This is a genomic window from Streptomyces sp. NPDC052225, assembly GCF_040679615.1.
Lineage (GTDB): Bacteria > Actinomycetota > Actinomycetes > Streptomycetales > Streptomycetaceae > Streptomyces.
In genome coordinates this window covers 226581-249956 of the sequence record NZ_JBFAVD010000009.1, presented here as the reverse complement: position 1 = coordinate 249956, position 23376 = coordinate 226581, and the positions used below count along the sequence as shown (strand labels likewise).

Genomic DNA, 23376 nt, shown 5'->3' with positions numbered 1-23376 from the left:
GTTACTGACAGAAAGGGACGGATAGCCGGTGTCGACGCCGTTCTATGTCTCACCCCAGCAGGCGATGGCCGACCGCGCGGAGTACGCGCGCAAGGGCATCGCCCGCGGTCGCAGTCTGGTTGTGCTGCAGTACGCCGACGGCATCGTGTTCGTCGGCGAGAACCCGTCCCGTGCACTTCACAAGTTCAGCGAGATCTACGACCGCATCGGCTTCGCGGCCGCCGGCAAGTACAACGAGTACGAGAACCTCCGTATCGGCGGCGTCCGTTACGCCGATCTGCGGGGCTACACGTACGACCGTGACGACGTGACCGCGCGTGGTCTGGCGAACGTGTACGCACAGACGCTGGGCACGATCTTCTCCAGCGCCGGCGAGAAGCCGTACGAGGTGGAGCTCGTCGTGGCGGAGGTCGGTGAGTCGCCCGAGGGCGACCAGATCTACCGGCTGCCGCACGACGGGTCGATCGTCGACGAGCACGGTTCGGTGGCCGTCGGCGGCAACGCCGAGCAGATCAGCGGTTACCTGGACCAGCGGCACCGGGACGGCATGACGCTGTCCGAGGCCTTGAAGCTGGCGGTGCAGTCGCTGTCGCGCGACACGAACGGGAGCGAGCGGGAGATCCCCGCGGAGCGTCTCGAGGTGGCGGTCCTGGACCGTACGCGGCCGCAGCAGCGGAAGTTCAAGCGGATCGCGGGGCGGCAGTTGTCGCGGCTGCTCACGGCCGAGGGCGCCGCGGAGGTCTCGAAGGCGGCTTCCGACGCGGTCTCCGACGAGGAGTAGGGCTCGATTCGTCGTGCGTGTGCCCCGGCCGGTTCATCAACCGGCCGGGGCACACGCATGTCAGGACTCGGTGCGCGGCGGCGGCCCCGACGAGCCGCGGACCATCAACGTGACCGGGAGCGGGGCGGTTTCGGGGGCGCGGCCCTCCAGGACGGCGATGAGTGCCGCCATGCCGCGCCCGCCGAACTCCTCGGCGGGCAGGCGCACCGTGGTGAGTTCGGGCTCGATGGCGGTGGCGAGGGAGAGGTCGTCGAAACCGGTGACGGAGAGGTCGTCGGGGATGCGCAGGCCCATCCGGCGGGCGGCCTTGTAGGCGCCTGTGGCGAGCTTGTCGTCGTCGCAGACGATGGCCGTGGGCGGGGTGAGGCCGGAGGTGCGCAGGGCCCGCTCGGTGGCCGCCAGGGCGTCCTCGACGGTGAGGGCGGAGCGGACCGTGCGGATGGTCGTGCCGGGGACCCGGGCCGTGCGGGCGGCCAGCTCCTGGGCGCGGACGTCGAAGGTCCAGGAGCTGACCGCCGAGGCGAGGTGCAGGAAGTGGCGGTGGCCGAAGCCGAGCAGGTGGTCGGTGATCTGCCGGATGCCGTCGGCGAGGTCGAGGTTGACGGTGGTGGCGCCGAGGCTGCCCGCCGGGTCGCTGTCGAGCATGACGAGGGGCAGATCGTCGCCGCGCAGGGTGGTCACCGCGTCGGCGGCCATCGAGGAGGCCAGGATCCCGTCCAGGGCGGCGCGCGCCGAGGGGAACGGGTCGCGGGCCGGGCCGACGCCGTCGGGGGACGGGTAGAGGACGACGCCGAAGTCGTGCCGCGCGGCGACGCGGGCGGCCCCGGTGTAGACGCCCGCGAAGAACTCGTTGGTGAGCGCGGGGACGACGAGGAGGGCGGTGCGGGTGCGGCCCAGGCGGAGGTTGCGGGCGGCCAGGTTGGGGCGGTAGCCGAGCTGCTGCGCGGCGGCACGGACCCGCTCGGCGGTCGCGGGCGCGACCCGGCCGCGCCACTTGTCGCCCATGACGAGGGAGACGGCGGCCTGCGAGACGCCCGCGGCGCGGGCCACGTCCCGGCTGGTGGGGCGTGCGGTCGCCGTCCCGTCCGTACCGCTGGTCACTGCTGCCTCCGTGGGTCTCGTCCTGGCCGGCGGCGCCGTGTCCAGGGGTGATCGACGTTATCGGGTGGCTCCCGGCGCCGCGTACGTGGTACGTATAACCCCGCGACGTTATACGTAAAACGTGAGGGTGAGGCGGGGCGATGGCCGCGGGGTATGCGGAGATCCTGAGGGCGCGGCATGCGATGCGGCTGCTCACGGGGACGCTGGTGGGCAGGCTGCCCAACGCGACGGCGGCGATCGCCATCGTGCTTTTCATCCGGGACGAGGGCGGCACCTACAGCCTCGCCGGCGGGCTCGCGGCGGCATACGGGGTGGCGAACGCGATCGGGCAGCCCGTGCTCGGCCGCCTCGTCGACCTGCGCGGCCAGCCGAAGGTGCAGCTGCCCGCGGCGCTCCTGTCGGCGCTCGCCATGACCGTGTTCGCGCTCGCCGGGACGGACTCGCTGCCGCTGGCGTACGGAGCCGTGGCCGCCGCGGGCCTGTTCACACCGCCGCTCGAAGGCGGTCTGCGCGCCCTGTGGCCGAAGGTGCTGCCCCGCGAGGAGCAGGTGCACACCGCGTACGCCATGGACGCGATCGCGCAGGAAGTCATGTTCACCGTAGGGCCGTTGCTGGTGACCGTGTGCGTCTCGCTCTGGTCGGCGCAGGCGGCGCTCGTCGTCCTGAACGTGATCGGGGTGCTCGGCGCGCTCTCGGTCGTGGTGTCGAAGCCGTCCCGGGAGTGGCGTTCGGCGCCGCGCGAGGCGCACTGGCTGGGCGCGCTGCGCTCGCCCGGGCTGCTCGTCCTGCTGGCGGCGTTCTTGTTCATCGGGCTCGCGCTCGGTTCGATCACCGTGGCCGGGGTCGCGTACGCCGACGACGGCAACGGCGGCGACGCGACCTACGGCTGGATGATGGCGGCGCTCGGCCTGGGCGCGCTCGTGGGCGGCAGCGTGTACGGGGCGCGGCAGTGGAGTGGTGCCCCGGAGGCGCGACTTCGGTGGCTGGTGGCCCTACTGGCGCTCTTCTACGTGCCGTTGACGCTGATGCCGGGACCGGTCGCCATGGTGGCGCTCACCGCGGTCGCCGGGGTCTTCCTCGCGCCGTGCATCGCGTGCGCGTTCATCGTCGTGGACCGGCACGCGCCGCAGGGCACGGTGACGGAGGCGTTCTCCTGGCTCGTGACGACGTTCACGGTCGGCGCCAGCGTCGGAACGGCCGTGGCGGGCCCGGTCGTCGAGTGGGGCGGCACGCGATGGGGCTTCGCGGTGCCGGCCGCCACGGGGGCGGTCGCGCTGGCCGTACTCCTCGCCACGGGCCGGGTCCTGACGGAGCCGCGCACGTCCGGGCGTGTCGCGCTCTCATCGGAAAATGATCCAAACCGTGCTGTCGAACCCCGTTTCAGCTCGGGGGATCGGGCGTAATGTTCAGTCATGGACCGCCGCATTTTCGGGCTGGAGAACGAGTACGGCGTCACATGCACGTTCAGGGGACAGCGCCGCCTGTCTCCTGACGAGGTGGCGCGGTACCTCTTCCGCCGTGTCGTGTCATGGGGCCGCAGCAGCAATGTCTTTCTGCGGAACGGCGCCCGCCTTTATCTTGACGTGGGTTCGCATCCGGAATACGCAACACCGGAATGCGACAACGTGACCGAGCTGGTCACCCACGACAAGGCCGGCGAGCGCATTCTGGAAGGCCTGCTCGTCGACGCCGAACGCCGCCTGCACGAGGAGGGAATCGCAGGCGACGTCTATCTGTTCAAGAACAACACCGACTCGGCGGGAAACTCCTACGGCTGCCATGAGAATTACCTGGTGGCGCGGCACGGGGAGTTCTCGCGGCTCGCGGACATCCTCATCCCCTTCCTGGTGACCCGTCAGCTGCTGTGCGGCGCGGGCAAGGTGCTGCAGACTCCGCGCGGCGCCGTGTACTGCGTGAGCCAGCGCGCCGAGCACATCTGGGAGGGCGTCAGCTCCGCGACGACCCGCTCCCGGCCGATCATCAACACCCGCGACGAGCCGCACGCCGACGCCGAGCGCTACCGGCGCCTGCACGTCATCGTCGGCGACTCGAACATGTCCGAGACGACCATGCTCCTCAAGGTCGGCGCCACCGACCTGGTGCTGCGCATGATCGAGGCGGGCACGGTGATGCGCGACCTGACCCTGGAGAACCCGATCCGGGCCATCCGCGAGGTCAGCCACGACATCACGGGCCGCCGCAAGGTGCGTCTGGCCAGCGGCCGCGAGGCCTCCGCGCTCGAGGTGCAGCGCGAGTACTACGAGAAGGCCGTCGACTTCGTGGAGCGCCGGGGCATCCGCACCGGCACCGTCGACCAGGTCCTGGAGCTGTGGGGCCGCACGCTCGACGCCATCGAGGCCGAGGACCTCGACCGCATCGGCACCGAGATCGACTGGGTCATGAAGTACAAGCTCATCGAGCGGTACCGGGCCAAGCACAACATGACGATGTCGCATCCGCGGGTCGCGCAGATAGACCTCGCCTACCACGACATCCACCGCCGCCGGGGCCTCTACTACCTCCTGGAGAAGAAGGGCCAGGCCACCCGGATCTGCAACGACCTCAAGATCTTCGAGGGCAAGTCCGTGCCGCCGCAGACCACGCGCGCGCGGCTGCGCGGCGACTTCATCCGCCGCGCCCAGGAGCAGCGCCGTGACTTCACGGTCGACTGGGTGCACCTGAAGCTGAACGACCAGGCGCAGCGCACGGTGCTGTGCAAGGACCCGTTCCGCAGCGTGGACGACCGAGTGGAGAAGCTGATCGCCGGCATGTGACCGACCGCCCGTCCATCCCGCCGAGGGCCCCGTACGAATCATTCGTACGGGGCCCTTGGGCTGTCCTTGGAAAAGCCGGGCGAGGCTCTAGAGTGGCCGGACCGTATTCGAGCGACTTGAGGATTCCTGTGCGACGCCGACTTGCAGCTCTACTGATCGTGCCGGCACTGGCGCTGACCGCGACGGCCTGCGGCAGTGACGACGGCAAGAAGGATTCGGCGGACAAGGCGGACTCCTCGTCCGCGTCGCCGAAGGCGGCCGAGGTCCCCAAGGCGGTCGACACCGCGAACCCCATGCCGAAGGTCTCCGGTGACACCGGCAAGAAGGCCACGATCTCGGTGCCCAAGGGCGACCCGAGCGGCAAGTTCGTCGTGCACACGCTCGCCGAGGGCGACGGCGCCGAGGTGAAGAAGAACGACCTCGTGTCGATGAACTTCACCGGCAAGGTCTGGAAGGGCGCCAAGGACCTCGGCACCACGTACGGGCAGCAGGGCGGCGGTGACCAGCTGGTGACGGCGGGTGCCGAGGGTCAGCTCCCGGCGTTCGCGCAGGCCGTGCTCGGGCAGAAGGAGGGCAGCCGGGTCCTCGTCGTGGCCCCGCCGGCCGCCGGCTTCGGCGCGCAGGGCAATCAGCAGGTCGGCATCACCGGCACGGACACCCTGGTCTTCGCCATCGACGTCGGCAAGGTCATCCCGAAGAAGGCCGAGGGCACGCAGGCGACGATCCCGTCGAACCTGCCGCAGATCCAGGCCGACAAGGAAGAGCCGGCGACGATCTCGATCCCGAAGAACGACCCGCCGAAGAAGCTCACCGACCAGGTCCTCATCCAGGGCAAGGGCGCCGAGGTCAAGAGCGGCCAGACGGTCACCATGCAGTACAGCGGCGCGGCCTGGAAGCTCAACCAGGGCAAGAAGAAGGCCGAGCTGTTCGACTCCTCCTGGAAGACGGGCCAGCCGTTCACGACGGTCATCGGCCAGGGCCAGGTCATCCCGGGCTGGGACAAGGGCCTCGTCGGCAAGCACGTCGGTGACCGGGTCCTCCTGGTGATCCCCGCGGACCAGGCGTACGGCAAGGAGGCCAAGGGCGAGACCCTGCCGGCCAACTCGACGCTGGTCTTCGTCGTGGACGTCCTCGCCGCGCACTGATCGCCCGACGGATGGCAGACTGTCCCGGTTGTCCGACAGCCAACAAGCAGGAGCAATTCACGTGAGCATCGAGAAGCCCGAGATCGACTTCCCGGAGGGCGAGGCCCCCAAGGACCTCGAGATCGTGGACATCTGGGAGGGCGACGGCGCCGAGGCGAAGGCCGGCGACTTCGTCAAGGTCCACTACGTGGGTGTGGCCTTCTCCTCCGGCGAGGAGTTCGACGCCTCCTGGAACCGCGGCAACCCGCTGGAGTTCCAGCTGGGTGCCGGCCAGGTCATCGCGGGCTGGGACCAGGGCGTGCAGGGCATGAAGGTCGGCGGCCGTCGCCGGCTGACCATCCCCGCGCACCTCGCGTACGGCGACCGCGGCGCCGGCGGCGGCCGCATCGCCCCCGGCGAGACGCTGATCTTCGTGTGTGACCTGGTCTCCGTCTGAGTTCAGTCACACATCGACCGCAAGCGGTCATCCCTGGGCCCATGCCTGTTGGCATGGGCCCTCGGCTTTTGCCAGTACACCCGGGGGCGGTACGGTCATCCGTCGGGAGCTACATGAGGAAAGGGCGTCGATGGCCATTGCCAAGGCCGAGCGGCTGATGAACCTGGCGCTGTGTCTGCTCGGGGCGCGGCGTCCGCTCAGCAAGCGCGAGCTGCGGGAGTCCATCGAGGCCTACCTGGAGGCGGGCAACGACGACTCCTTCAACCGGATGTTCGAGCGCGACAAGGACGATCTGCGCGAGCTCGGCCTGGTCATCGAGACCGTGGAGAACCTGGACGGCGACGTCGGCTACCTCGCCCGCCGCGACAGCAACCGGCTGCCGCCCGTCACCCTCGACGCCGAGGAGGCCGCCGCCCTCGGTCTCGCCGCGAAGGTCTGGCAGCAGGCCCGCCTCGCCGGTGCCGCGAGCGGCGCCCTCCAGAAGCTGCGCGCGGCCGGCATGCCCGAGGACGTGGACCCGTACGAGCCGCACGGTGCGCTCGAACCCCGGATCCCCGTGCACGAGGCGTCCTTCGAGCCGCTGATGCTGGCCTGTCGTGACCGCCGCCCCGTCGTCTTCGACTACCGCAAGGCGACCGCCGCCCGGCCCGAGCAGCGGCACGTCGAGCCGTGGGCCCTGGAGTGCTGGCGCGGCCACTGGTACCTGGCGGGCTGGGACCGCGACCGGCAGGCCGAGCGGGTCTTCCGGCTCTCGCGGATCACGGGCAAGGTGCGCTCCCGGGCGGGCGCCTTCAAGGCACCCGTGCCCGACGTCGTCACCGTGCGCGAGACCGTCGCGGGCTGGGCGGGGGAGACCGCCGACCGCTCCGCGTTCATCCGGCTGCGCGCCGGATCCGGCTACCCGCTGCGCGCCAAGGCCGTCTCCGTACGGGAACTGGGCGACGGCTGGGACGAGTTGGAGATTCCGTACGGGCACGGGCTCGACGCCTGGCTCGTGGAGTTCGGCCCCGACGTGGTCGTGCTCGAGCCCGCCGAGCTGCGGGCCGACGTCGTGGACCGGCTGCGCGCCGTGGCCAAGGGCTGAGGGGGAGACGTACGACATGGCTTCCAACGCCATCGACCAGACCCGGCGGATGCTGTCCCTGGTGACGTACCTGCGCGAGCGCCCCGGCGCGCACGTGAGCGACGTTGCGCGGGCCTTCGGCATCACCGAGGACGAGCTGATCTCCGACCTCGACGTGCTGCCGCTGTGCGGGACCAGCTTCCGCGGCGGCGACCTCCTCGACATCGACACCGACGGCGACCGCATCTGGTGGCACAACCCGGCCGCCCTGTCGGCGGAAGCGGCCGAGCCGCTGCGGATCGCCGCCGACGAGGCGACCGCGCTGCTCGTCGCGGCGCGGGCCGTGGCGACGCTGCCGGGGCTGCGCGAGAGCGACCGGCTCGCCCTGCTGCGCGCGACCGCGAAGCTGGAGACCGCGGCGGGGGAGGCGGCCAGCGCCAGCGCGCGCCTGTCCGTCACCTTCGAGTCCGAGGGCGGCGTCTTCGCCGACGTCGACCGGGCCATCTCCGAGCGGCGCCGGCTGTGGATCCGCTACTACTCGCCCGCGCGTGACGAGGTCACCGAGCGGGAGATCGACCCGATCCGCCTCGTCTCCGTCGGCCACACCTACGTAGAGGCGTGGTGCCGTCGGTCCGAGGCGCGGCGCACGTTCCGGCTCGACCGGGTCGCCGAGATCCGCATCCTCGACGAGGCGTCCGCGCCGCCCGAGGTCGAACTGCGCGATCTGTCCGAGGGGCTTGTGCAGCCGGCCGCCGAGGACCCCGAGGTCGTCGTCGAGGTCGGGCCCGGCGGGCGCTGGGTCGCCGAGTACTACCCGCACGACAGCGCCGAGGAGTTGGCGGACGGTGGGCTGCGGATCACGCTGCGTACGCCCGACCCCTCCTCGCTGCGGCGGCTCGCGCTGCGGCTCGGCCGGGACGGACACATCGTGGCGCCCGCCGAGCTCGCCGACAGCGCGCGCGACGCCGCGCGGGAGGCCCTTGCGGCGTACGACGGGGCCGCGTGAGGGAGTTGGGCGTGCGGACAGGAACGGACGAGAGGTGTGACGTGGGCGAAATCACGGGTGTGACCGGTTTCTCCGGTATCACCGAAATGTCTGCCGTGGTGGCCGCTCCGGCCCCCGTCGTCTTCAAGGCCGCCTGCCCGGACTGCCGGGCCCGCTTCGAACTGGCCGCCTCCGCGATCCGGTTGGCGATCGGCGCCAGCAGCCGCACCACCTTCTACTCCTTCACCTGTCCCGAGTGCGACGCCGCCGTGCGCAAGCCCGCGGGTGAGCGCATCGTCGAACTCCTCACCGGTGGCGGGGTACGCACGCTCCGCCTCCATCAGACCGTCTAGGCTCGGCGCATGTTCTGGGCGATGCTGGCGGTGGCTGTGGGTTTCGTGGGACTTGCTGTGCTCGCCGTCCTTGCGATCAAGGTGTTCGTCGAGGCTCAGCGTCTGGGCCGCCAAGTCGCCGACACCACACGGCAGATCAACCAGGCCGCCGAGGACCTCGAGCGGGCCGCGGTGAGTGTGGCGAAGGCCGGCGGCGAGGTCGTCTGACGCTTTCCGTCGCCTTCCGGGGTGGGATGGAAAGCGCTTTACCCCTGTGGCCTGTCCGATGCCCGGGTTCGGCGGGTACGCTCCTCTACGCGGCCTGGTAGTGAGGCGTGGGCCGCAACTGGGAGTACGCACGGGGATTGCCCCGTGTTCACCCCCTCGGGATACGATCGCTGCCAGCACGGTGGTCGGACAACAGTCCGAAGTCCGATCGGTACCGGCAGCCCCGCCCCTGCCGCCTCAGTGAGAAGGTAAACGCATATGTTCGGTGGAAAGATCGGCGCCCCCGAGTTGATCATCCTGCTCGTGGTCATCCTCCTCCTGTTCGGCGCGAAGAAGCTCCCGGACATGGCGCGCTCGCTCGGCAAGTCGGCCCGCATCCTCAAGAGCGAGGCCAAGGCGATGAAGAGCGAGGGTGGCAACAAGGATGCCGCTCCGTCGGACCCGCCGCAGCCGGGCGACCAGCAGCAGCCGCCGGCCCAGCGCACGATTCAGGCCGCGCCCGGTGACGTGAGCAGCTCGCGTCCCGTCTCCGAGCCGACGAACACGTCGAAGAGCTGATCAAGCGCTGGACTCAAGGCCGCCCCTTGCCGGCGGCCTGCCGCACGAGATGAGGACGTGGGTTGATCAAGTCTGCCCGCAAGCAGGAGAAGGATCCCGAGGGGCGGATGCCGCTCGCGGAGCACCTGCGTGAGCTTCGCAACCGGCTCGGGAAGGCCGTCCTGGCCATCCTCGTCGTCACGATCGTCGCCGCCTTCTACTACAAGGACATCATCGAGTTCTTCACGAACCCGGTGCTGAACTCGGTCGGCTGCGACAAGACCTTCACCGAACTGACGGAGAAGGCGGCGGAGAACACGGACGCCAACGAGCAGTGCGCTCGCATCGTCCTGAATGGTCTCATCACGCCCTTCTCGCTGGCCCTGAAGGTCTCCCTCATGGCCGGTGTGATCGGCGCGTCTCCGATCTGGCTCTACCAGCTGTGGGGCTTTGTCGCGCCGGGTCTGCACCGGCACGAGAAGAAGTACGCGTACGGCTTCGTGGCCACCGGCGTTCCGCTGTTCCTGGCGGGCGCGTTCTTCGCGTACGAGACGCTCCCCACGATGGCGAGGGTTCTGCTCGACTTCTCGCCGGCGAACATCGACAATCAGCTGCCTCTCGACGAGTTGCTGGATCTCATCACCCGCATGGTGATCGTCTTCGGTCTCTCCTTCGAACTGCCGCTCTTGCTCGTCTTCCTCAACCTCATTGGGGCTGTCACCGGCAAGCGGATGCTCGGCTGGTGGCGAGGGATGATCATCGGTATCACCGTGTTCGCGGCTGTGGCCACGCCGAGCACGGACCCGCTGACCATGCTGGCGCTGGCCGCGCCGATCTGGATCCTGTACTTCGCAGCCACGGTCTTCGGTCTGCTCAACGACCGACGCAAGCGCCGCAACAACCCCGACGCCGACCTCGACGACGACGAGGCGTCCGATATCGATCTGACGCCCGAGGACCTCGGCGAGATCGAGAGTGTGAGTGCGAGCCGGGCGCCGCTGCCCGAGCAGACGACGGCGGAGCGGATCAACGGTTACGACGATGTGACCTGAGGTAACTCCTGTTCGGGGCGGGCCTGTTGTTAAGGTCCGGCCGTGAGCAGCGAGATCACTCTCTTCGTCAATCCCACCGCGGGACGCGGCCGGGGCGCAGGTGCTGCGCAGCCGGCCGCTTCTGCTTTGCGGGCCGCAGGCTTCTCCGTACGGACCGTCATCGGTGCGGACGCCGACGACGCCCTGGCACGCGCGCGTGCCGCCGTGCGGGAGGGGACCGGGGCCCTGGTGGCCGTCGGCGGGGACGGGCTGGTGAACCTCGCGTTGCAGGCCGTCGCGGGGACCCGGACACCGCTCGGTGTCGTCGCGGTCGGTACGGGCAACGACTTCGCGCGGGCGCTCGGTCTGCCGATACGGGAGCCCGCCGCGGCGGGTGCGCTCGTCGCGCGGGCGCTCAAGGGGGCGCTCGTCCGCGACATCGACCTGGGGCGGATCGGCGACCACTGGTTCGGGACCGTGCTCGCCTCCGGGTTCGACTCCCGTGTCAACGACCGCGGCAACCGGATGCGGCTGCCGCTCGGCCGTTTCAAGTACGACCTGGCGATCGTCGCGGAACTGGCCGCCTTCAAGCCCGTACCGTTCCGGCTCACCCTCGACGACGGCCGCGTACGGGAGATCGCCGCGACGCTCGTCGCCGTCGGGAACGGGACCTCGTACGGGGGCGGCATGCGGATCTGCGCCGACGCCGTGATGGACGACGGGCTGTTCGATGTGACGGTGGTCGGGGAATGCTCCCGTACGACGCTGTTGCGGGTCTTTCCGCGCGTCTACCAGGGCACCCATCTCACCCACCCCGTGGTCAGCACGTACCGGGCGGCGCGGGTCGAGCTGGTCGCGGAAGGGATCACCGCGTATGCGGATGGAGAACCGGTCGGAGGGCTGCCTCTCGTCGCCGAGTGCGTACCAGGGGCTGTCGGGGTCCTTGCCGGATAATGATCGTCCGTTGTCGGTGGTGGCCGGTAGGCTCGAAAGCACGATGACAGAGGACCTCTCCCCGGCCGAGCGGTATGCGGCAGCCCGTCAGCGGGCCGCAGAGCAGGCCACCGCGCTCGCTTCCTTCCGCGACATGTACGACTTCGGCCTCGACCCCTTCCAGATCGAGGCGTGCCAGGCGCTGGAGGCGGGCAAGGGCGTCCTGGTCGCGGCGCCCACCGGCTCCGGCAAGACGATCGTCGGCGAGTTCGCCGTCCACCTCGCCCTGCTCCAGGGCAAGAAGTGCTTCTACACGACGCCCATCAAGGCGCTGTCGAACCAGAAGTACCAGGACCTGGCGAAGCGCTACGGCGCCGACAAGGTCGGGCTGCTGACCGGCGACAACAGTGTGAACAGCGATGCGCCCGTGGTCGTCATGACCACTGAGGTGCTGCGCAACATGCTGTATGCGGGGTCGCAGGCGCTGATCAACCTCGGCTATGTGGTCATGGACGAGGTGCACTACCTCTCCGACCGCTTCCGCGGCGCCGTGTGGGAAGAGGTGATCATCCACCTCCAGGAGTCCGTGACGCTGGTCTCGCTGTCGGCGACGGTGTCGAACGCGGAGGAGTTCGGCGACTGGCTCGACACCGTGCGCGGCGACACCGAGGTGATCGTCTCCGAGCACCGGCCCGTGCCGCTGTTCCAGCACGTGCTCGCCGGGCGCCGGATGTACGACCTCTTCGAGGAGGGCGAGGGCAGCAAGAAGGCCGTCAATCCCGACTTGACGCGGATGGCGCGCATGGAGGCCAGCCGGCCCTCCTACCAGGACCGGCGGCGCGGGCGGAACATGCGGGAGGCCGACCGGGAGCGGGAGCGCCGCCAGCGGTCCCGTATCTGGACGCCGGGCCGGCCCGAGGTCATCGAGCGGCTCGACAGCGAGGGTCTGCTGCCCGCGATCACGTTCATCTTCAGCCGCGCCGCATGTGAGGCGGCCGTGCAGCAGTGCCTGTTCGCGGGGCTGCGGCTGAACGACGACGCGGCGCGGGTCAGGGTCCGCGAGATCGTCGAGGAGCGCACCGCTTCGATCCCGGACGAGGACCTGCACGTCCTCGGGTACTACGAGTGGCTCGAAGGGCTTGAGCGGGGCATCGCCGCCCACCACGCGGGCATGCTGCCGACCTTCAAGGAGGTCGTCGAGGAGCTGTTCGTCCGGGGTCTCGTGAAGGCCGTCTTCGCCACGGAGACGCTCGCGCTCGGCATCAACATGCCTGCGAGATCGGTGGTGTTGGAGAAGCTCGTCAAGTGGAACGGGGAGCAGCACGCCGACATCACGCCGGGCGAGTACACCCAGCTGACGGGGCGCGCCGGGCGGCGTGGCATCGATGTCGAGGGCCACGCGGTCGTGCTGTGGCAGCGCGGCTTCAGCCCCGAGCACCTGGCGGGGCTCGCCGGTACGCGCACCTATCCGCTCCGGTCCAGCTTCAAGCCGTCGTACAACATGGCGGTGAACCTGGTCGAGCAGTTCGGGCGGCACCGGTCGAGGGAGCTTCTGGAGACCTCCTTCGCACAGTTCCAGGCCGACAAGTCGGTGGTCGGGATCTCGCGGCAGGTGCAGAAGAACGAAGAGGGCCTGGAGGGCTACCAGGAGTCCATGACCTGCCACCTCGGGGACTTCGAGGAGTACGCGCGGCTGCGGCGCGAACTGAAGGACCGCGAGACCGAGCTGGCGAAGCAGGGTGCGGCGCAGCGCCGGGTCCAGGCGGCCGCGGCGCTGGAGAAGCTCAAGCCGGGCGACGTCATCCACGTGCCGACGGGGAAGTTCGCGGGGCTCGCGCTCGTCCTCGACCCCGGGCTTCCGGCCGGGCGGTCCAACGGGCACCGCGGGTTCGAGCACCACGACGGCCCCCGCCCGCTGGTGCTGACCGCCGAGCGGCAGGTCAAGCGGCTCGCGTCCATCGACTTCCCGGTGCCCGTCGAGGCGCTGGAGCGGATGCGCATCCCGAAGTCGTTCAACCCGCGCTCGCCCCAGTCGCGCCGCGACCTCGCGTCCGCGCTGCGCACCAAGGCCGGCCACATCGTGCCCGACCGGCACAAGAAGGGGCGCGCCGCGGCGGCCGACGACCGCGAGATCGCACGGCTGCGCGCCGAGCTGCGGGCCCACCCCTGTCACGGCTGCGCCGAGCGTGAGGACCACGCGCGGTGGGCCGAGCGCTACCACCGGCTGAAGCGGGACACCGCGCAGCTGGAGCGGCGCATCGAGGGGCGGACCAACACGATCGCGCGGACCTTCGACCGGATCGTGAAGCTTCTGACGGAGCTGGACTATCTGCGCGGCGACGAGGTCACCGAGCACGGCAAGCGGCTCGCGCGGCTGTACGGCGAGCTCGATCTGCTGGCCAGTGAGTGCCTGCGCGAAGGGGTCTGGGAAGGGCTGAACCCGGCCGAACTCGCCGCGTGCGTCTCGGCGTTGGTGTTCGAGGCGCGGGCCGCCGATGACGCGCTCGCGCCGAAGGTGCCCTCCGGCAAGGCCAAGGCGGCGCTCGGCGAGATGGTGCGGATCTGGGGGCGGCTCGACGCCCTGGAGGAGGACTTCCGTATCAATCAGGCTGAGGGCGTCGGGCAGCGCGAGCCCGATCTCGGGTTCGCCTGGGCCGCGTACGAGTGGGCCTCCGGCAAGGGGCTCGACGAGGTGCTGCGGGAGGCGGAGATGCCGGCCGGGGACTTCGTGCGGTGGTGCAAGCAGGTCATCGATGTGCTCGGGCAGATTGCCGCGGCGGCGCCCTCCGGGTCCAGTGTGGGTCGTAACGCGCGGAAGGCCGTGGACGAGGTGCTGCGCGGGGTTGTCGCGTACTCGTCGGTGGGGTAGTTGGTTCAGCGTGTGTATGTGGGAGAAGCCCCTACTCGCCGTAGGGGCTTCTCCTTTTGTGCTGGGTGGGGCTTTCGCCGTGGCTGGGCGCGCCCCGCGGCGGAGCCGCAAATCGATACAGTCCCGCGCCCCTTTACGGGGTCCTCTCCGCGTCTCGCTTCGCCACCTCTTCGCGGACGATCGGGATCACGTGGCGGCCGAAGTCGATGGCGTCGTCCAGGAGGTCGTAGCCGCGGGCCGAGAGGATGTCGACGCCCAGGTCGTAGTAGTCGAGGAGGGCCTGCGCGACGGTCTCCGGGGTGCCCACCAGGGCGGTGGAGTTGCCCGCGCCGCCCGTCTCCGTCGCCGTCGGCGTCCACAGCGCGCGGTCGTGCCGCTCGCCCTGGGCCGCTGCCGCGAGGAGGCGCTGCGAGCCCGCGTTCTCCGGGTCGGTGAGCGGGTGGCGGCGGGAGAGCGGGGTGCCCGCCTTGCGGGCCTTGATGCGGGCGAGGGTCGCATGGGCCTTCTCCCAGGCCAGTTCCTCGGTGGGCGCGATGATCGGACGGAACGCGACCTGGATGCGCGGCGTGTCCGTACGGCCCGCCGCCTTGGCCGCGGCCTTGACCGACTCGATCTGTTCGGCGGTCTGCGCGAGGGGCTCGCCCCACAGGCAGTAGATGTCGGCCTCGGCGCCGCCGGCCGCGTACGCCGCCGGTGACGAACCGCCGAACGAGACGGGCGGGTGCGGGAGTTGGACGGGGAAGGTGTCGCTGACGAAGTCGCGGAAGCGGTAGTGGGTGCCCTCGTGGTCGAAGGGCTCGTGCGACGTCCACGCCTTCTTGATGATCTGGATGGCCTCGCGGGTACGGGCGTACCGCTCGTCCTTCGTCAGGAAGTCGCCCTCGCGCTGCTGCTCGTGGTCGTTGCCGCCGGTGATGAAGTGGACGGCGAGCCGGCCGTCGCTGATGCGGTCGAGCGTGGCGAACGTCTTCGCCGCGAACGTCGGGTACGAGACGTTCGGGCGGTGCGCGACCAGGATCTGGATCTTCTCCGTGCGGGCCGCGATGAAGGCGGCCGCGGGCGACGGGTCGGGCGATCCGGAGCCGTACGCGAAGAGGATGCGGTCCCAGCCGTACTCCTCGTGGGCGCGGGCGAGCCGGAGCGTGTAGTCCTTGTCGAAGGACGGGCCCGAGCGGGCCGTCACTTCGGAGCCTTCGTTGGTCGCGGCAATGCCGAGGAACTCTACGGGCATGGGGATACGCCTCTTCTGTGCTGCGGGGTCGGATGTGCGGGCCGGGACGTCGGATCGTCGTCAGGCGCAACACGCCGCCGACCACACACGACCGAAGTCGATGTGGTCGCGGGTGACCAGCCGCAGCTGAGGGCTCATGCCGTCAGTGGAACAGGCGGACGTGTGAGACGTCAACCACGTCTTTGCGCCGCCGGTGCCGCCAAGTAGCCGCGCCAGCCGCCGTGATGGGTGATGTCGGGGGCGTCGCGCAGCGCCTCGGGTTCGCAGAGGAAGCCGGGGACCTCGGTGCCGTCGGCCAGCGTGACGCGGCCCAGCGCCATCGGGCGGGGGAGTGCGGTGAGGAGCTGTCCCAGGCCCGCGGCCGGGATCCGCCAGACCTCCGCCTCGATCGACGCGCCCCGCCCCGGGCCTACGTGGACCAGGCCCGGCTTCGGCGGTGTCGTCGGCAGGGCGTGCAGACGGTACGCCGATGAGGTCGTCGTCGTACGGTCGAACTCGGCGCCGAGAGCGAGGAGTTGGCCGTTGAGCGGCTGGCCGGTCAGGTGTGCGCCCACCACGGCGATGCGGGCGGGCGGGGTCGTGAGGGACTCCGCGATGCGCGCCACGCGGGCGTCCGCGTGGGCCGGGCCGACCAGCATCACGCCGAACGGGAGGCCGTCGACCGTGCCCGCGGGGACGGCCGCGGCACACAGGCCGAAGAGGTTCGTGGAGTTCGTGAAGCGGCCGAGGCGGGCGTTGACCGCGAGGGGGTCCGCGGCGACGGCCGCGAGGGTGGGGTGCTCGGTGGTCGTCGGCAGCAACAGGGCGTCCGCGTCGGCGAGTTGGGCGAGGGCCGAGGCGCGCAGGGTGGCCAGGCGGGCCTGGTCGGCGAAGAGGCGGTGGGCGGGGATGTCGCGGGCCCCGGTGATGATGGCGGTGACGGTGGGGTCGAGGCCGTTGTCGAGCGGCGGGTCCGCTGACATCGCTTTGTCGAGGAAGTCGCCCACCGCCGTGTAGCGCTCCGCCACGAACGCGCCCTCGTAGAGCATCGCGGCGGCCTCGGTGAACGGGGTGAGGTCGATGTCCCTCAACTCCGCGCCGTTTGCTCTGAGTTGGCGGCTCGCTGTCTCGTACGCCGCCTCCCAGCCCGGCGCCAGTTCGCCGAGCTGTCCGGGGCCCGGGATCGCGATGCGCCAGGGGCCCGGCGCGCGGGCGGGCGGCGGTGGTGCCGGGTCCGCCATGAACGACAGGGCGCGTTCGGCCTGCGCCACCGTACGGGCGAAGACGGTGACGCAGTCGATCGAGGCGCAGGCCGGGACCACGCCCCGGGTCGGGACCAGGCCGTACGTGGGCTTCAGGCCGACGATGCCGTTCAGGGCGGCGGGGACGCGGCCCGAGCCCGCCGTGTCGGTGCCGAGGGCGAGGTCGGCGATGCCCAGGGCCACGGCTACGGCTGAGCCCGAGCTGGAGCCGCCGCTGATGCGGGCCGGGTCGTGGGCGTTCCTGACCGCGCCGTAGGGGGAGCGGGTGCCGACCAGGCCGGTGGCGAACTGGTCGAGGTTCGTCGTGCCCAGGACGATCGCACCGGCTGCGCGGAGGCGGGCGACTGCCTCCGCGTCTGCCTCCGGGGTGTACGCGTAGGACGGGCATCCGGCGGTGGTGGGGAGGCCGGCCACGTCGATGTTGCCCTTGACCGCCAGGAGGGTTCCGGACAGGGGGAGGTCGTCGGGGGTAGCTGCCGCCTCGGCCTCCACCTCGGCTTGCGGGCGCAGGGTGATCCAGATTTCGGGGCGGTTTGCCTCGGCTACGCGGGTGTAGGCGGTGCGGACTCTGGTTGTGGCCCGATTCATGGGGGCTCCCTTTGGCGTGCGGCTTTCGTTGTGGCTGGTCGCGCAGTTCCCCGCGCCCCTGAGATGCCTTCGGCATCCCAGGGGCGCTTGAATCAGGCGGTGGGCGCCAGGATGAGCAACGGCGTTCCCGGTTCCACCTGGGCTCCCGGCTTCGTCAGGATCTGGTGGACGCGGGCCGTCCTCGACGCCCGTACCGGGGCCTCCATCTTCATCGCTTCCAGGGAGGCGAGCAGGGTTCCCGGTTCCACGGTGTCGCCCTCGGTGACGTTCAACTGCCAGACGCAGGCAGCGAATTCGGCCTCCACGACCGTGCCGCCCTCGGGCACCGTGAGCGCGTCCGTCGGCGGGGCCGGGGCGCTCGCCGCCTCGGCGCGGGCGAACTCGCCGGCCGCCTCCCAGGCGTCGCGCTCCGCCGAGAAGGCCGCGCCCTGCCGGGACTTGAACTCCGCGATCGAGTCCGCCTCCCGCGCCAGGAACGCCTCGTACGCGGCGAGCGAGAAGGTGCCCTCCTCGATGCGCGGGACGAAGCGGCCCGACGTGATGTCCGCGCGGAGTTCGAGGAGCTCTTCCGGCGACACGGGGTACCACTTGATCCGGTCGAAGAAGCGCAGCAGCCACGGCGCCCCCGGCTCGAACGCGCCGCGCTGCTGCCATCCCGACCAGACCTGCGTCGTGCGCCCCACGAACTGGTAGCCGCCGGGGCCCTCCATCCCGTAGACGCACAGGTACGCGCCACCGATGCCGACGGAGTTCTCGGCGGTCCAGGTGCGGGCCGGGTTGTACTTCGTCGTCACCAGGCGGTGGCGCGGGTCGAGCGGGGTGGCGACCGGTGCGCCCAGGTAGACGTCGCCGAGGCCGAGGACCAGGTACTCGGCGGCGAAGACCGTGGCGTACACGTCGTCGACCGAGTCGAGGCCGTTGACCCGGCGGATGAACTCGATGTTCCACGGGCACCAGGGGGCGTCGTCGCGCACCCCGGCCATGTAGCGGGCGATGGCCTCGCGGGTCGCCGGGTCGTCCCAGGAGAGGGGGAGGTGGACCGTGCGGGACGGGACCGTGAGGGCGTCCGTGGGAGGGAGGGCGGACACCATCTCCCGTACCAGGCGCAGGAGTTCGGGTTGGGCGAGTTGGGCCGGGTCTGTCTTGATCTGGAGCGAGCGGATGCCCGGTGTGAGGTCCCGTATGCCGGTGAGCGCCGCGTCCGACACGGCCTCCATCAGCGCGTGCACCCGCATCCGCAGCGCCAGGTCGAGCTGCATCGGGCCGAATTCGACGAGCAGGTTGTCGTCGCCGCTGCGCCGGTACGTGACGTCGCCGTCGTGGGCCAGGACGCCGCCGTCGACGATCGCGGGGCGGGCCGAGCCGTCCGCGGTGACCGGCGCGAAGCGGACCGTGTCGCCGGGGCGCAGCTGGCCCAGCTTCCAGCGCTCGGCCGTGGCGATCGTCGCAGGGCAGACGAAACCGCCGAGCGAGGGGCCGTCGGGGCCGAGAAGCACCGGCATGTCGCCGGTGTAGTCGACGGCGCCGACCGAGTACGGGGTGTCGTGGATGTTGGACGGGTGCAGGCCCGCCTCGCCGCCGTCCGTGCGGGACCAGCGGGGTTTGGGGCCGACGAGGCGGACGCCGGTGCGGGCCGAGTTGAAGTGGATTTTCCAGTCGGCCGCGTAGAACTCGTGGATGTCGTACTCGGTGAAGAACTCCGGTGCCGCGTGGGGTCCTTCGAGGACGCCGACCGACCAGGAGGAGGTGAACGCGGGGCGGTCGGACGGCGGGACGGCAGGGCCGCCGGACGTCACGGCGCCGCCGTGCAGGACGTCGCCGGTGCGCAGCGCCCGCCCGCCGTGCCCGCCGAAGCCGCCGAGCGTGAACGTCGACGCGCTGCCCAGGAACGGCGGCACGTCGAGCCCGCCGCCCGCGACGAGGACGTACGTGCGCAGGCCCTGGTCGTGCGGCGCGCCGACGGCCAGGGTGCCGCCCGCCGGGACCGTCACCGGCACCCACTGCGGCGCCGGCGCCCCGTCGACGGTGACCGGGGCCGGTGCGCCCGTCACGCAGACCGTCGTCGGGTGCGTGAACCTCAGCTCCGGCCCCTGGAGGGTGCATTCGAGGCCCGGCGCGCCCTCGTCGTTGCCGAGCGCGCGGTTGCCGAGGCGGAAGGAGAGGTCGTCCATCGGGCCGCACGGCGGGACCCCGACCTGCCAGTGCCCGGTCCGGCCCGGCCAGTCCTGCACCGTGGTGAGCGTGCCGCCCGCGACCACCTCGATGCGCGGGGTCGGGTCGCTGACCTGCGCGAGCGTCGCCGTGGAGTGGGTGCCTGCCGTGACGTGCGGGTCGGCGAGGGCCGCACGGACCAGGCCCAGGTTCGTCTCGATGCCGTCGACGCGGGTCCGGGCCAGGGCCTCGTCCAGGCGGGCGAGGGCGTGCGCGCGGTCGGTGCCGTACGCGACTACCTTCGCCAGCATCGGGTCGTACGCGGTGGAGACCTCGGTCCCCGTCTCGATCCAGCCGTCCACGCGCACCCCGGCGGGGAACTCGACCCGCGTCAACAGGCCCGCGCTCGGCCGGTGTTCCCGGCTGGGGTCCTCCGCGTAGATCCGCGCCTCGACGGCGTGACCGCGCGGTGCGCCCGGTTCGCGTACGACATCGGACTCGCCGCGCGCGAGGCGCAGCATCCAGGCGACGAGGTCGACGCCGTAGATCTCCTCGGTGACCGGGTGCTCCACCTGGAGGCGGGTGTTGACCTCCAGGAAGTAGGCCTCCTCGCGCGCGGCGTCGTAGACGAACTCGACCGTGCCGGCGGAGCGGTAGCCGACGCTCGCACACAAGTCACGCGCGGAGGTGGCGAGTTGGCTGCGTATGTGGTCGGGGAGGCCGGGTGCCGGGGCCTCCTCCACCACCTTCTGGTTGCGGCGCTGGAGCGAGCAGTCGCGGTCGCCGAACGTGACGACGTGGCCCGCGCCGTCGCCGAAGACCTGCACCTCGACATGGCGGGCGTGCTCGACCAGGCGCTCCAGGAACACGCCCGCCGACGCGAACGACGCCGCCGCCACGCGCTGCACCCGCTCCCATGCGTCCCGCAGTTCGTCCGGGGCGCGGCAGGCCGACATGCCGATGCCGCCCCCGCCGCCGGTGGCCTTGAGCATGACCGGGTAGCCGATCGCGTCCGCCGCGGCCAGCGCCTCGTCGACGTCGGCCAGCAGGCCGGTGCCGGGCGCGAGCGGGACCCCGGCGGCCTCGGCCGCCGCCCGGGCCGTGTGCTTGGCGCCGAACAGATCCAGCTGGTGCGGCGTCGGGCCGACGAAGACGATGCCCGCGTCCGCGCAGCGGCGGGCGAACGCGGCGTCCTCGGACAGGAATCCGTACCCCGGATGGATCGCCCCCGCGCCCGTGTCCTTCGCCGCCTTCAGGATCAGGTCCGCGTCGAGATACGACTCCTTGGCGGGCGCGGGACCGAGCCGCACCGCTTCGTCGGCGAGCCGGACGTGTGGGGCGCCGCGGTCCGGGTCGGAGAAGACGGCGACCGTGCGCAGCCCCAACTCCCGTGCGCTGCGGATGATCCGGGCCGCGATCTCGCCCCTGTTGGCGACGAGCAGCGTGTCGAAGGTCATGCGGCAGTGCCTTCCAGGGGGGCGGTGATCGTCATCTCGACCGGCGTCGGGTCGAACCCGTTGCACGGGTTGTTCACCTGGGGGCAGTTGGAGACGAGGACGAGGACGTCGCGCTCGGCGCGCAGCGTCACCTTCAGGCCCGGCGCCGACAGACCGTCGACGATGCCGAGCGTGCCGTCCTCCTCCACGGGGACGTTCATGTACCAGTTGATGTTGGAGACGAGGTCGCGCTTGCCGAGGCCCCAACGGGCGCCCTCGGCGAGGAAGTTGTCGACGCAGGCGTGCTGCGACCAGGTGTGGTGGCCGTAGCGCAGCGTGTTGGACTCCTTGGAGCAGGCGCCGCCGACCGTGTCGTGCCGGCCCACGTCGTCGGCGACGACCGTCATCAGCGGCGTGTGTTCGTTGCTGAGCAGCACACTGCCCGCCGTCAGGAAGATGCCGCCCTGTGCGTGGATCGTGTCGGGCGCGCTGTAGCGCACGGCCGTGTCCGCGGCGTCGTACACGAGGAAGTCCACGGCCTGGTTGCCGTGCAGATCGGTGATCGTGAGGGTCTCGCCGGCCCGGACGACGGACGACCAGGAGGCGCGGGCGGCGACAGTGTGCGTGGTGGTCACCGGATCCCCCTGGAGGCGAGGAAGTCGGCGGTGTTCTGGAAGGCGCGGCGGCCCTCCGGTGTGGCGTCCCACAGCGGGTCCTTCTCGCCGGTCGGCGCCGCCCGCCAGGCAAGGACCTCCAACGGGCCGCAGACATAAGCCTCTTGGGGGTCCGACGGATGCGGCACGTTCGCGATCAGGACGGTCACGTCCTGCTCGGCGCGGAGCGTCACGCTCGCCCCGGGCCCCGCGGAGCCGGTGAACACGACGTCGCCGTCCTCGCTGATCCGCACGCCCTGGAAGAAGGAGAGGGAGGGCGGCAGATCGCGCGGCGTCAGCCCGTTCTTGGCGGCGGCCAGCTTGAACAGCTCCCGCCCGGCCGGGGACGGCGACTCGGGCGTCCCCGCGCCGTAGCGCTCGATGTTGCGTACGAGGGTGGAGGTGCCGCACAGCGCGTCGTGCCGGCCGCCCGACGTGTCGGCCACGAGCGAGGCGAGGACCCGCCCCTGGTCGGACAGGAGCAGCCGCCCCTCGCCGAGGTGGGCGTTCCACTGCACCTTCACGGTGTCGGCGACGTTCAGCCGCTCCCAGGGGCGGCCGTCGACGAAGAGGAGCAGGTGCGCGCAGGCGGCGCCGGTCAGGTCCGTGAGGCGCAGTTCGGTGCCCCGGGCCAGGACGCGGTGCGTGTAGGTGCCGCCCGCGACGGTCTCCGCCCACACCAAGTGGCCCGCCTCGCAGGGCGGTTCGGTCCAGTCGCGGGCCGGGACCACCGGCATGGTGTCGGTACGGGTGCCCTCCTGGGCGCGGGCGTGGTCGCGGGCTCCGTAGGTGGTCGCTGTCGCCATGGCGGGACCTTCCGGCTCGGCGGTTCGGGGTCACAACGGGTGTCGGGGGAGGTGCGCAGGCTGTTTCTGTCGCCCGACAGAAATTAGGGAGCCGCGACTACCGACGCGTTGCCCGGTCATTGCGCGCCCGTTACCGGGTCCTCACCGCGCCGCGTGTGCGCGCGGATGTGCAACGATCGACCGTATGAGCACTTCGGGAGCGCGTCGCGTCGGACGCCCGCGGGCCGCGCAGCGGCCGGACAGCGGGCTCGATCCGCGTGCCGAACTCCTGGAGGCCGCCGCCGAGTTGTTCACGACCAAGGGGTACGCGGCGACCACCACGCGGGCCGTCGCCGAGCGGGCGGGGATGCGCCAGGCGACCATGTACCACTACGTCTCCGGCAAGGAGGAGCTGCTCGCGGAGCTCCTGGAGTCGACCGTCACCCCCTCGCTCACCCTCGCCCGCGCGCTGCTCGCCGACGCGGAGCGCACGGCCGAGGACCGGTTGTGGGAGCTGTGCCGCCGGGACGTCGAGCTGCTGTGCGGCGGCCCGCACAATCTGGGCGGCCTCTATCTGCTGCCCGAGGTGCGCAGCGAGCGGTTCGCCGGGTTCCACGCCGTGCGGGCCGAACTCAAGGACGCGTACCGGCAGTTGATCGCCGAAACCGGCGCGGGTTCCACCCTCGCCAAGGGTGAACTCTCGCTGCGGACCGACCTGTTGTTCGGCCTGATCGAAGGCGTCATCCTCGTGCACCGGTCCGACCCGGAACGCTCCGTGTCGGTCTTCGCCGCGGCCACGGCCGACGCGGCGCTGCGCATCGCCGGCGTCTGACCTGCTCACCTCTGGCGCAACACCCCTTCGGGGCAACGGTGTTCGGACGTCCGGACGCCCTCACTCCATGTGTGCGATTCACAGCTGAGCGTGTAAATGGGAGCGAGTGTATTCCTCTCGCGGGGGTTATTTCAGGGCCTTACTGAATATGACTCGGCGATGATCCGGCCGGACTAAGCTCGCCCGCAGCGCACCGAGTTGAGATGTATTCGGGCGCTTGTTCCCCTGCGCGCCGATGGTTCGC

20 protein-coding genes are annotated in these 23376 nt (G+C 71.1%); 14 read left to right on the top strand and 6 right to left on the bottom strand.

All coding sequences use genetic code 11. The features are described from left to right. Nucleotides 1-28: 28 nt before the first annotated feature. The gene (gene prcA, locus AB0L37_RS16660) at nt 29-781 is read left to right on the top strand and encodes a proteasome subunit alpha (protein ID WP_365505059.1); all 753 of its coding nucleotides are present in this window, start codon (nt 29-31) and stop codon (nt 779-781) included. A gap of 60 nt (nt 782-841) precedes the next feature. Here prcA and AB0L37_RS16655 read toward each other — a convergent pair whose 3' ends face one another. Continuing rightward, nucleotides 842-1882 carry a LacI family DNA-binding transcriptional regulator gene (locus AB0L37_RS16655; protein WP_365505057.1) on the bottom strand — a complete coding sequence of 347 codons (1041 nt, stop codon included), beginning with the start codon at nt 1880-1882 and terminating at the stop codon, nt 842-844. Nucleotides 1883-2022: 140 nt separating this feature from the next. On the opposite strand from AB0L37_RS16655, the gene AB0L37_RS16650 reads away from it, so the two are divergent. The 12 genes from AB0L37_RS16650 (at nt 2023) to AB0L37_RS16595 (ending at nt 14215) form a co-directional block, all read left to right on the top strand. Continuing rightward, nucleotides 2023-3285, top strand: a complete 1263-nt coding sequence (locus AB0L37_RS16650; RefSeq protein WP_365505055.1) for an MFS transporter — start codon at nt 2023-2025, stop codon at nt 3283-3285. A 9-nt stretch (nt 3286-3294) separates the two neighbouring features. Further along, complete coding sequence (gene pafA, locus AB0L37_RS16645; RefSeq protein WP_026246688.1) at nt 3295-4656, top strand: Pup--protein ligase; 1362 nt, start codon at nt 3295-3297, stop codon at nt 4654-4656. A 128-nt stretch (nt 4657-4784) separates the two neighbouring features. Continuing rightward, the gene (locus tag AB0L37_RS16640) at nt 4785-5801 is read left to right on the top strand and encodes an FKBP-type peptidyl-prolyl cis-trans isomerase (protein WP_365505054.1); all 1017 of its coding nucleotides are present in this window, start codon (nt 4785-4787) and stop codon (nt 5799-5801) included. 61 nt (nt 5802-5862) lie between these two features. Then, nucleotides 5863-6237, top strand: a complete 375-nt coding sequence (locus AB0L37_RS16635; RefSeq protein WP_365505053.1) for an FKBP-type peptidyl-prolyl cis-trans isomerase — start codon at nt 5863-5865, stop codon at nt 6235-6237. Nucleotides 6238-6367: 130 nt separating this feature from the next. Continuing rightward, nucleotides 6368-7321 carry a WYL domain-containing protein gene (locus AB0L37_RS16630; RefSeq protein WP_365505052.1) on the top strand — a complete coding sequence of 318 codons (954 nt, stop codon included), beginning with the start codon at nt 6368-6370 and terminating at the stop codon, nt 7319-7321. Between the two features lie 16 nt (nt 7322-7337). Next, a complete protein-coding gene (locus tag AB0L37_RS16625; RefSeq protein ID WP_365505051.1) occupies nt 7338-8306 on the top strand; it encodes a WYL domain-containing protein in 969 nt (322 codons plus the stop codon). Nucleotides 8307-8392: 86 nt separating this feature from the next. Then, nucleotides 8393-8638 carry a hypothetical protein gene (locus AB0L37_RS16620; RefSeq protein WP_365505050.1) on the top strand — a complete coding sequence of 82 codons (246 nt, stop codon included), beginning with the start codon at nt 8393-8395 and terminating at the stop codon, nt 8636-8638. A 9-nt stretch (nt 8639-8647) separates the two neighbouring features. Continuing rightward, nucleotides 8648-8845, top strand: coding sequence for a hypothetical protein (locus tag AB0L37_RS16615; RefSeq protein WP_365505049.1), 198 nt, complete (start codon nt 8648-8650; stop codon nt 8843-8845). A gap of 258 nt (nt 8846-9103) precedes the next feature. Then, nucleotides 9104-9403, top strand: coding sequence for a Sec-independent protein translocase subunit TatA (gene tatA / locus AB0L37_RS16610; protein WP_365505047.1), 300 nt, complete (start codon nt 9104-9106; stop codon nt 9401-9403). A gap of 62 nt (nt 9404-9465) precedes the next feature. Continuing rightward, nucleotides 9466-10434, top strand: coding sequence for a twin-arginine translocase subunit TatC (tatC, locus tag AB0L37_RS16605; protein ID WP_365505045.1), 969 nt, complete (start codon nt 9466-9468; stop codon nt 10432-10434). 42 nt (nt 10435-10476) lie between these two features. After that, nucleotides 10477-11367, top strand: a complete 891-nt coding sequence (locus tag AB0L37_RS16600) for a diacylglycerol kinase (RefSeq protein WP_365505043.1) — start codon at nt 10477-10479, stop codon at nt 11365-11367. A gap of 43 nt (nt 11368-11410) precedes the next feature. Beyond that, the gene (locus AB0L37_RS16595) at nt 11411-14215 is read left to right on the top strand and encodes a DEAD/DEAH box helicase (RefSeq protein ID WP_365505041.1); all 2805 of its coding nucleotides are present in this window, start codon (nt 11411-11413) and stop codon (nt 14213-14215) included. A gap of 133 nt (nt 14216-14348) precedes the next feature. Here AB0L37_RS16595 and AB0L37_RS16590 read toward each other — a convergent pair whose 3' ends face one another. The 5 genes from AB0L37_RS16590 to AB0L37_RS16570 form a co-directional block, all read right to left on the bottom strand. Beyond that, on the bottom strand, nt 14349-15446 hold the full coding sequence (locus AB0L37_RS16590) for an LLM class flavin-dependent oxidoreductase (RefSeq protein ID WP_365505039.1): 1098 nt from the start codon (nt 15444-15446) through the stop codon (nt 14349-14351). A gap of 170 nt (nt 15447-15616) precedes the next feature. Next, on the bottom strand, nt 15617-17275 hold the full coding sequence (locus AB0L37_RS16585; protein WP_365505037.1) for an allophanate hydrolase: 1659 nt from the start codon (nt 17273-17275) through the stop codon (nt 15617-15619). A 92-nt stretch (nt 17276-17367) separates the two neighbouring features. Continuing rightward, entirely contained in the window at nt 17368-20883 is a 3516-nt protein-coding gene (locus tag AB0L37_RS16580) for a 5-oxoprolinase/urea amidolyase family protein (protein WP_365505035.1), read from the bottom strand. Next, nucleotides 20880-21497, bottom strand: a complete 618-nt coding sequence (locus AB0L37_RS16575; RefSeq protein WP_365505033.1) for an urea amidolyase associated protein UAAP2 — start codon at nt 21495-21497, stop codon at nt 20880-20882. Before AB0L37_RS16575 ends, AB0L37_RS16580 begins: the two co-directional genes overlap by 4 nt. After that, nucleotides 21494-22321: an urea amidolyase associated protein UAAP1 gene (locus AB0L37_RS16570; RefSeq protein ID WP_365505031.1), complete on the bottom strand. Its 828-nt coding sequence runs from the start codon at nt 22319-22321 to the stop codon at nt 21494-21496. The genes AB0L37_RS16575 and AB0L37_RS16570 overlap by 4 nt, the downstream gene beginning before the upstream one ends. A 184-nt stretch (nt 22322-22505) precedes the next feature. Here AB0L37_RS16570 and AB0L37_RS16565 point away from each other — a divergent pair, with 184 nt between their 5' ends. Next, complete coding sequence (locus tag AB0L37_RS16565; protein WP_365505029.1) at nt 22506-23132, top strand: TetR/AcrR family transcriptional regulator; 627 nt, start codon at nt 22506-22508, stop codon at nt 23130-23132. Nucleotides 23133-23376 lie beyond the last annotated feature (244 nt).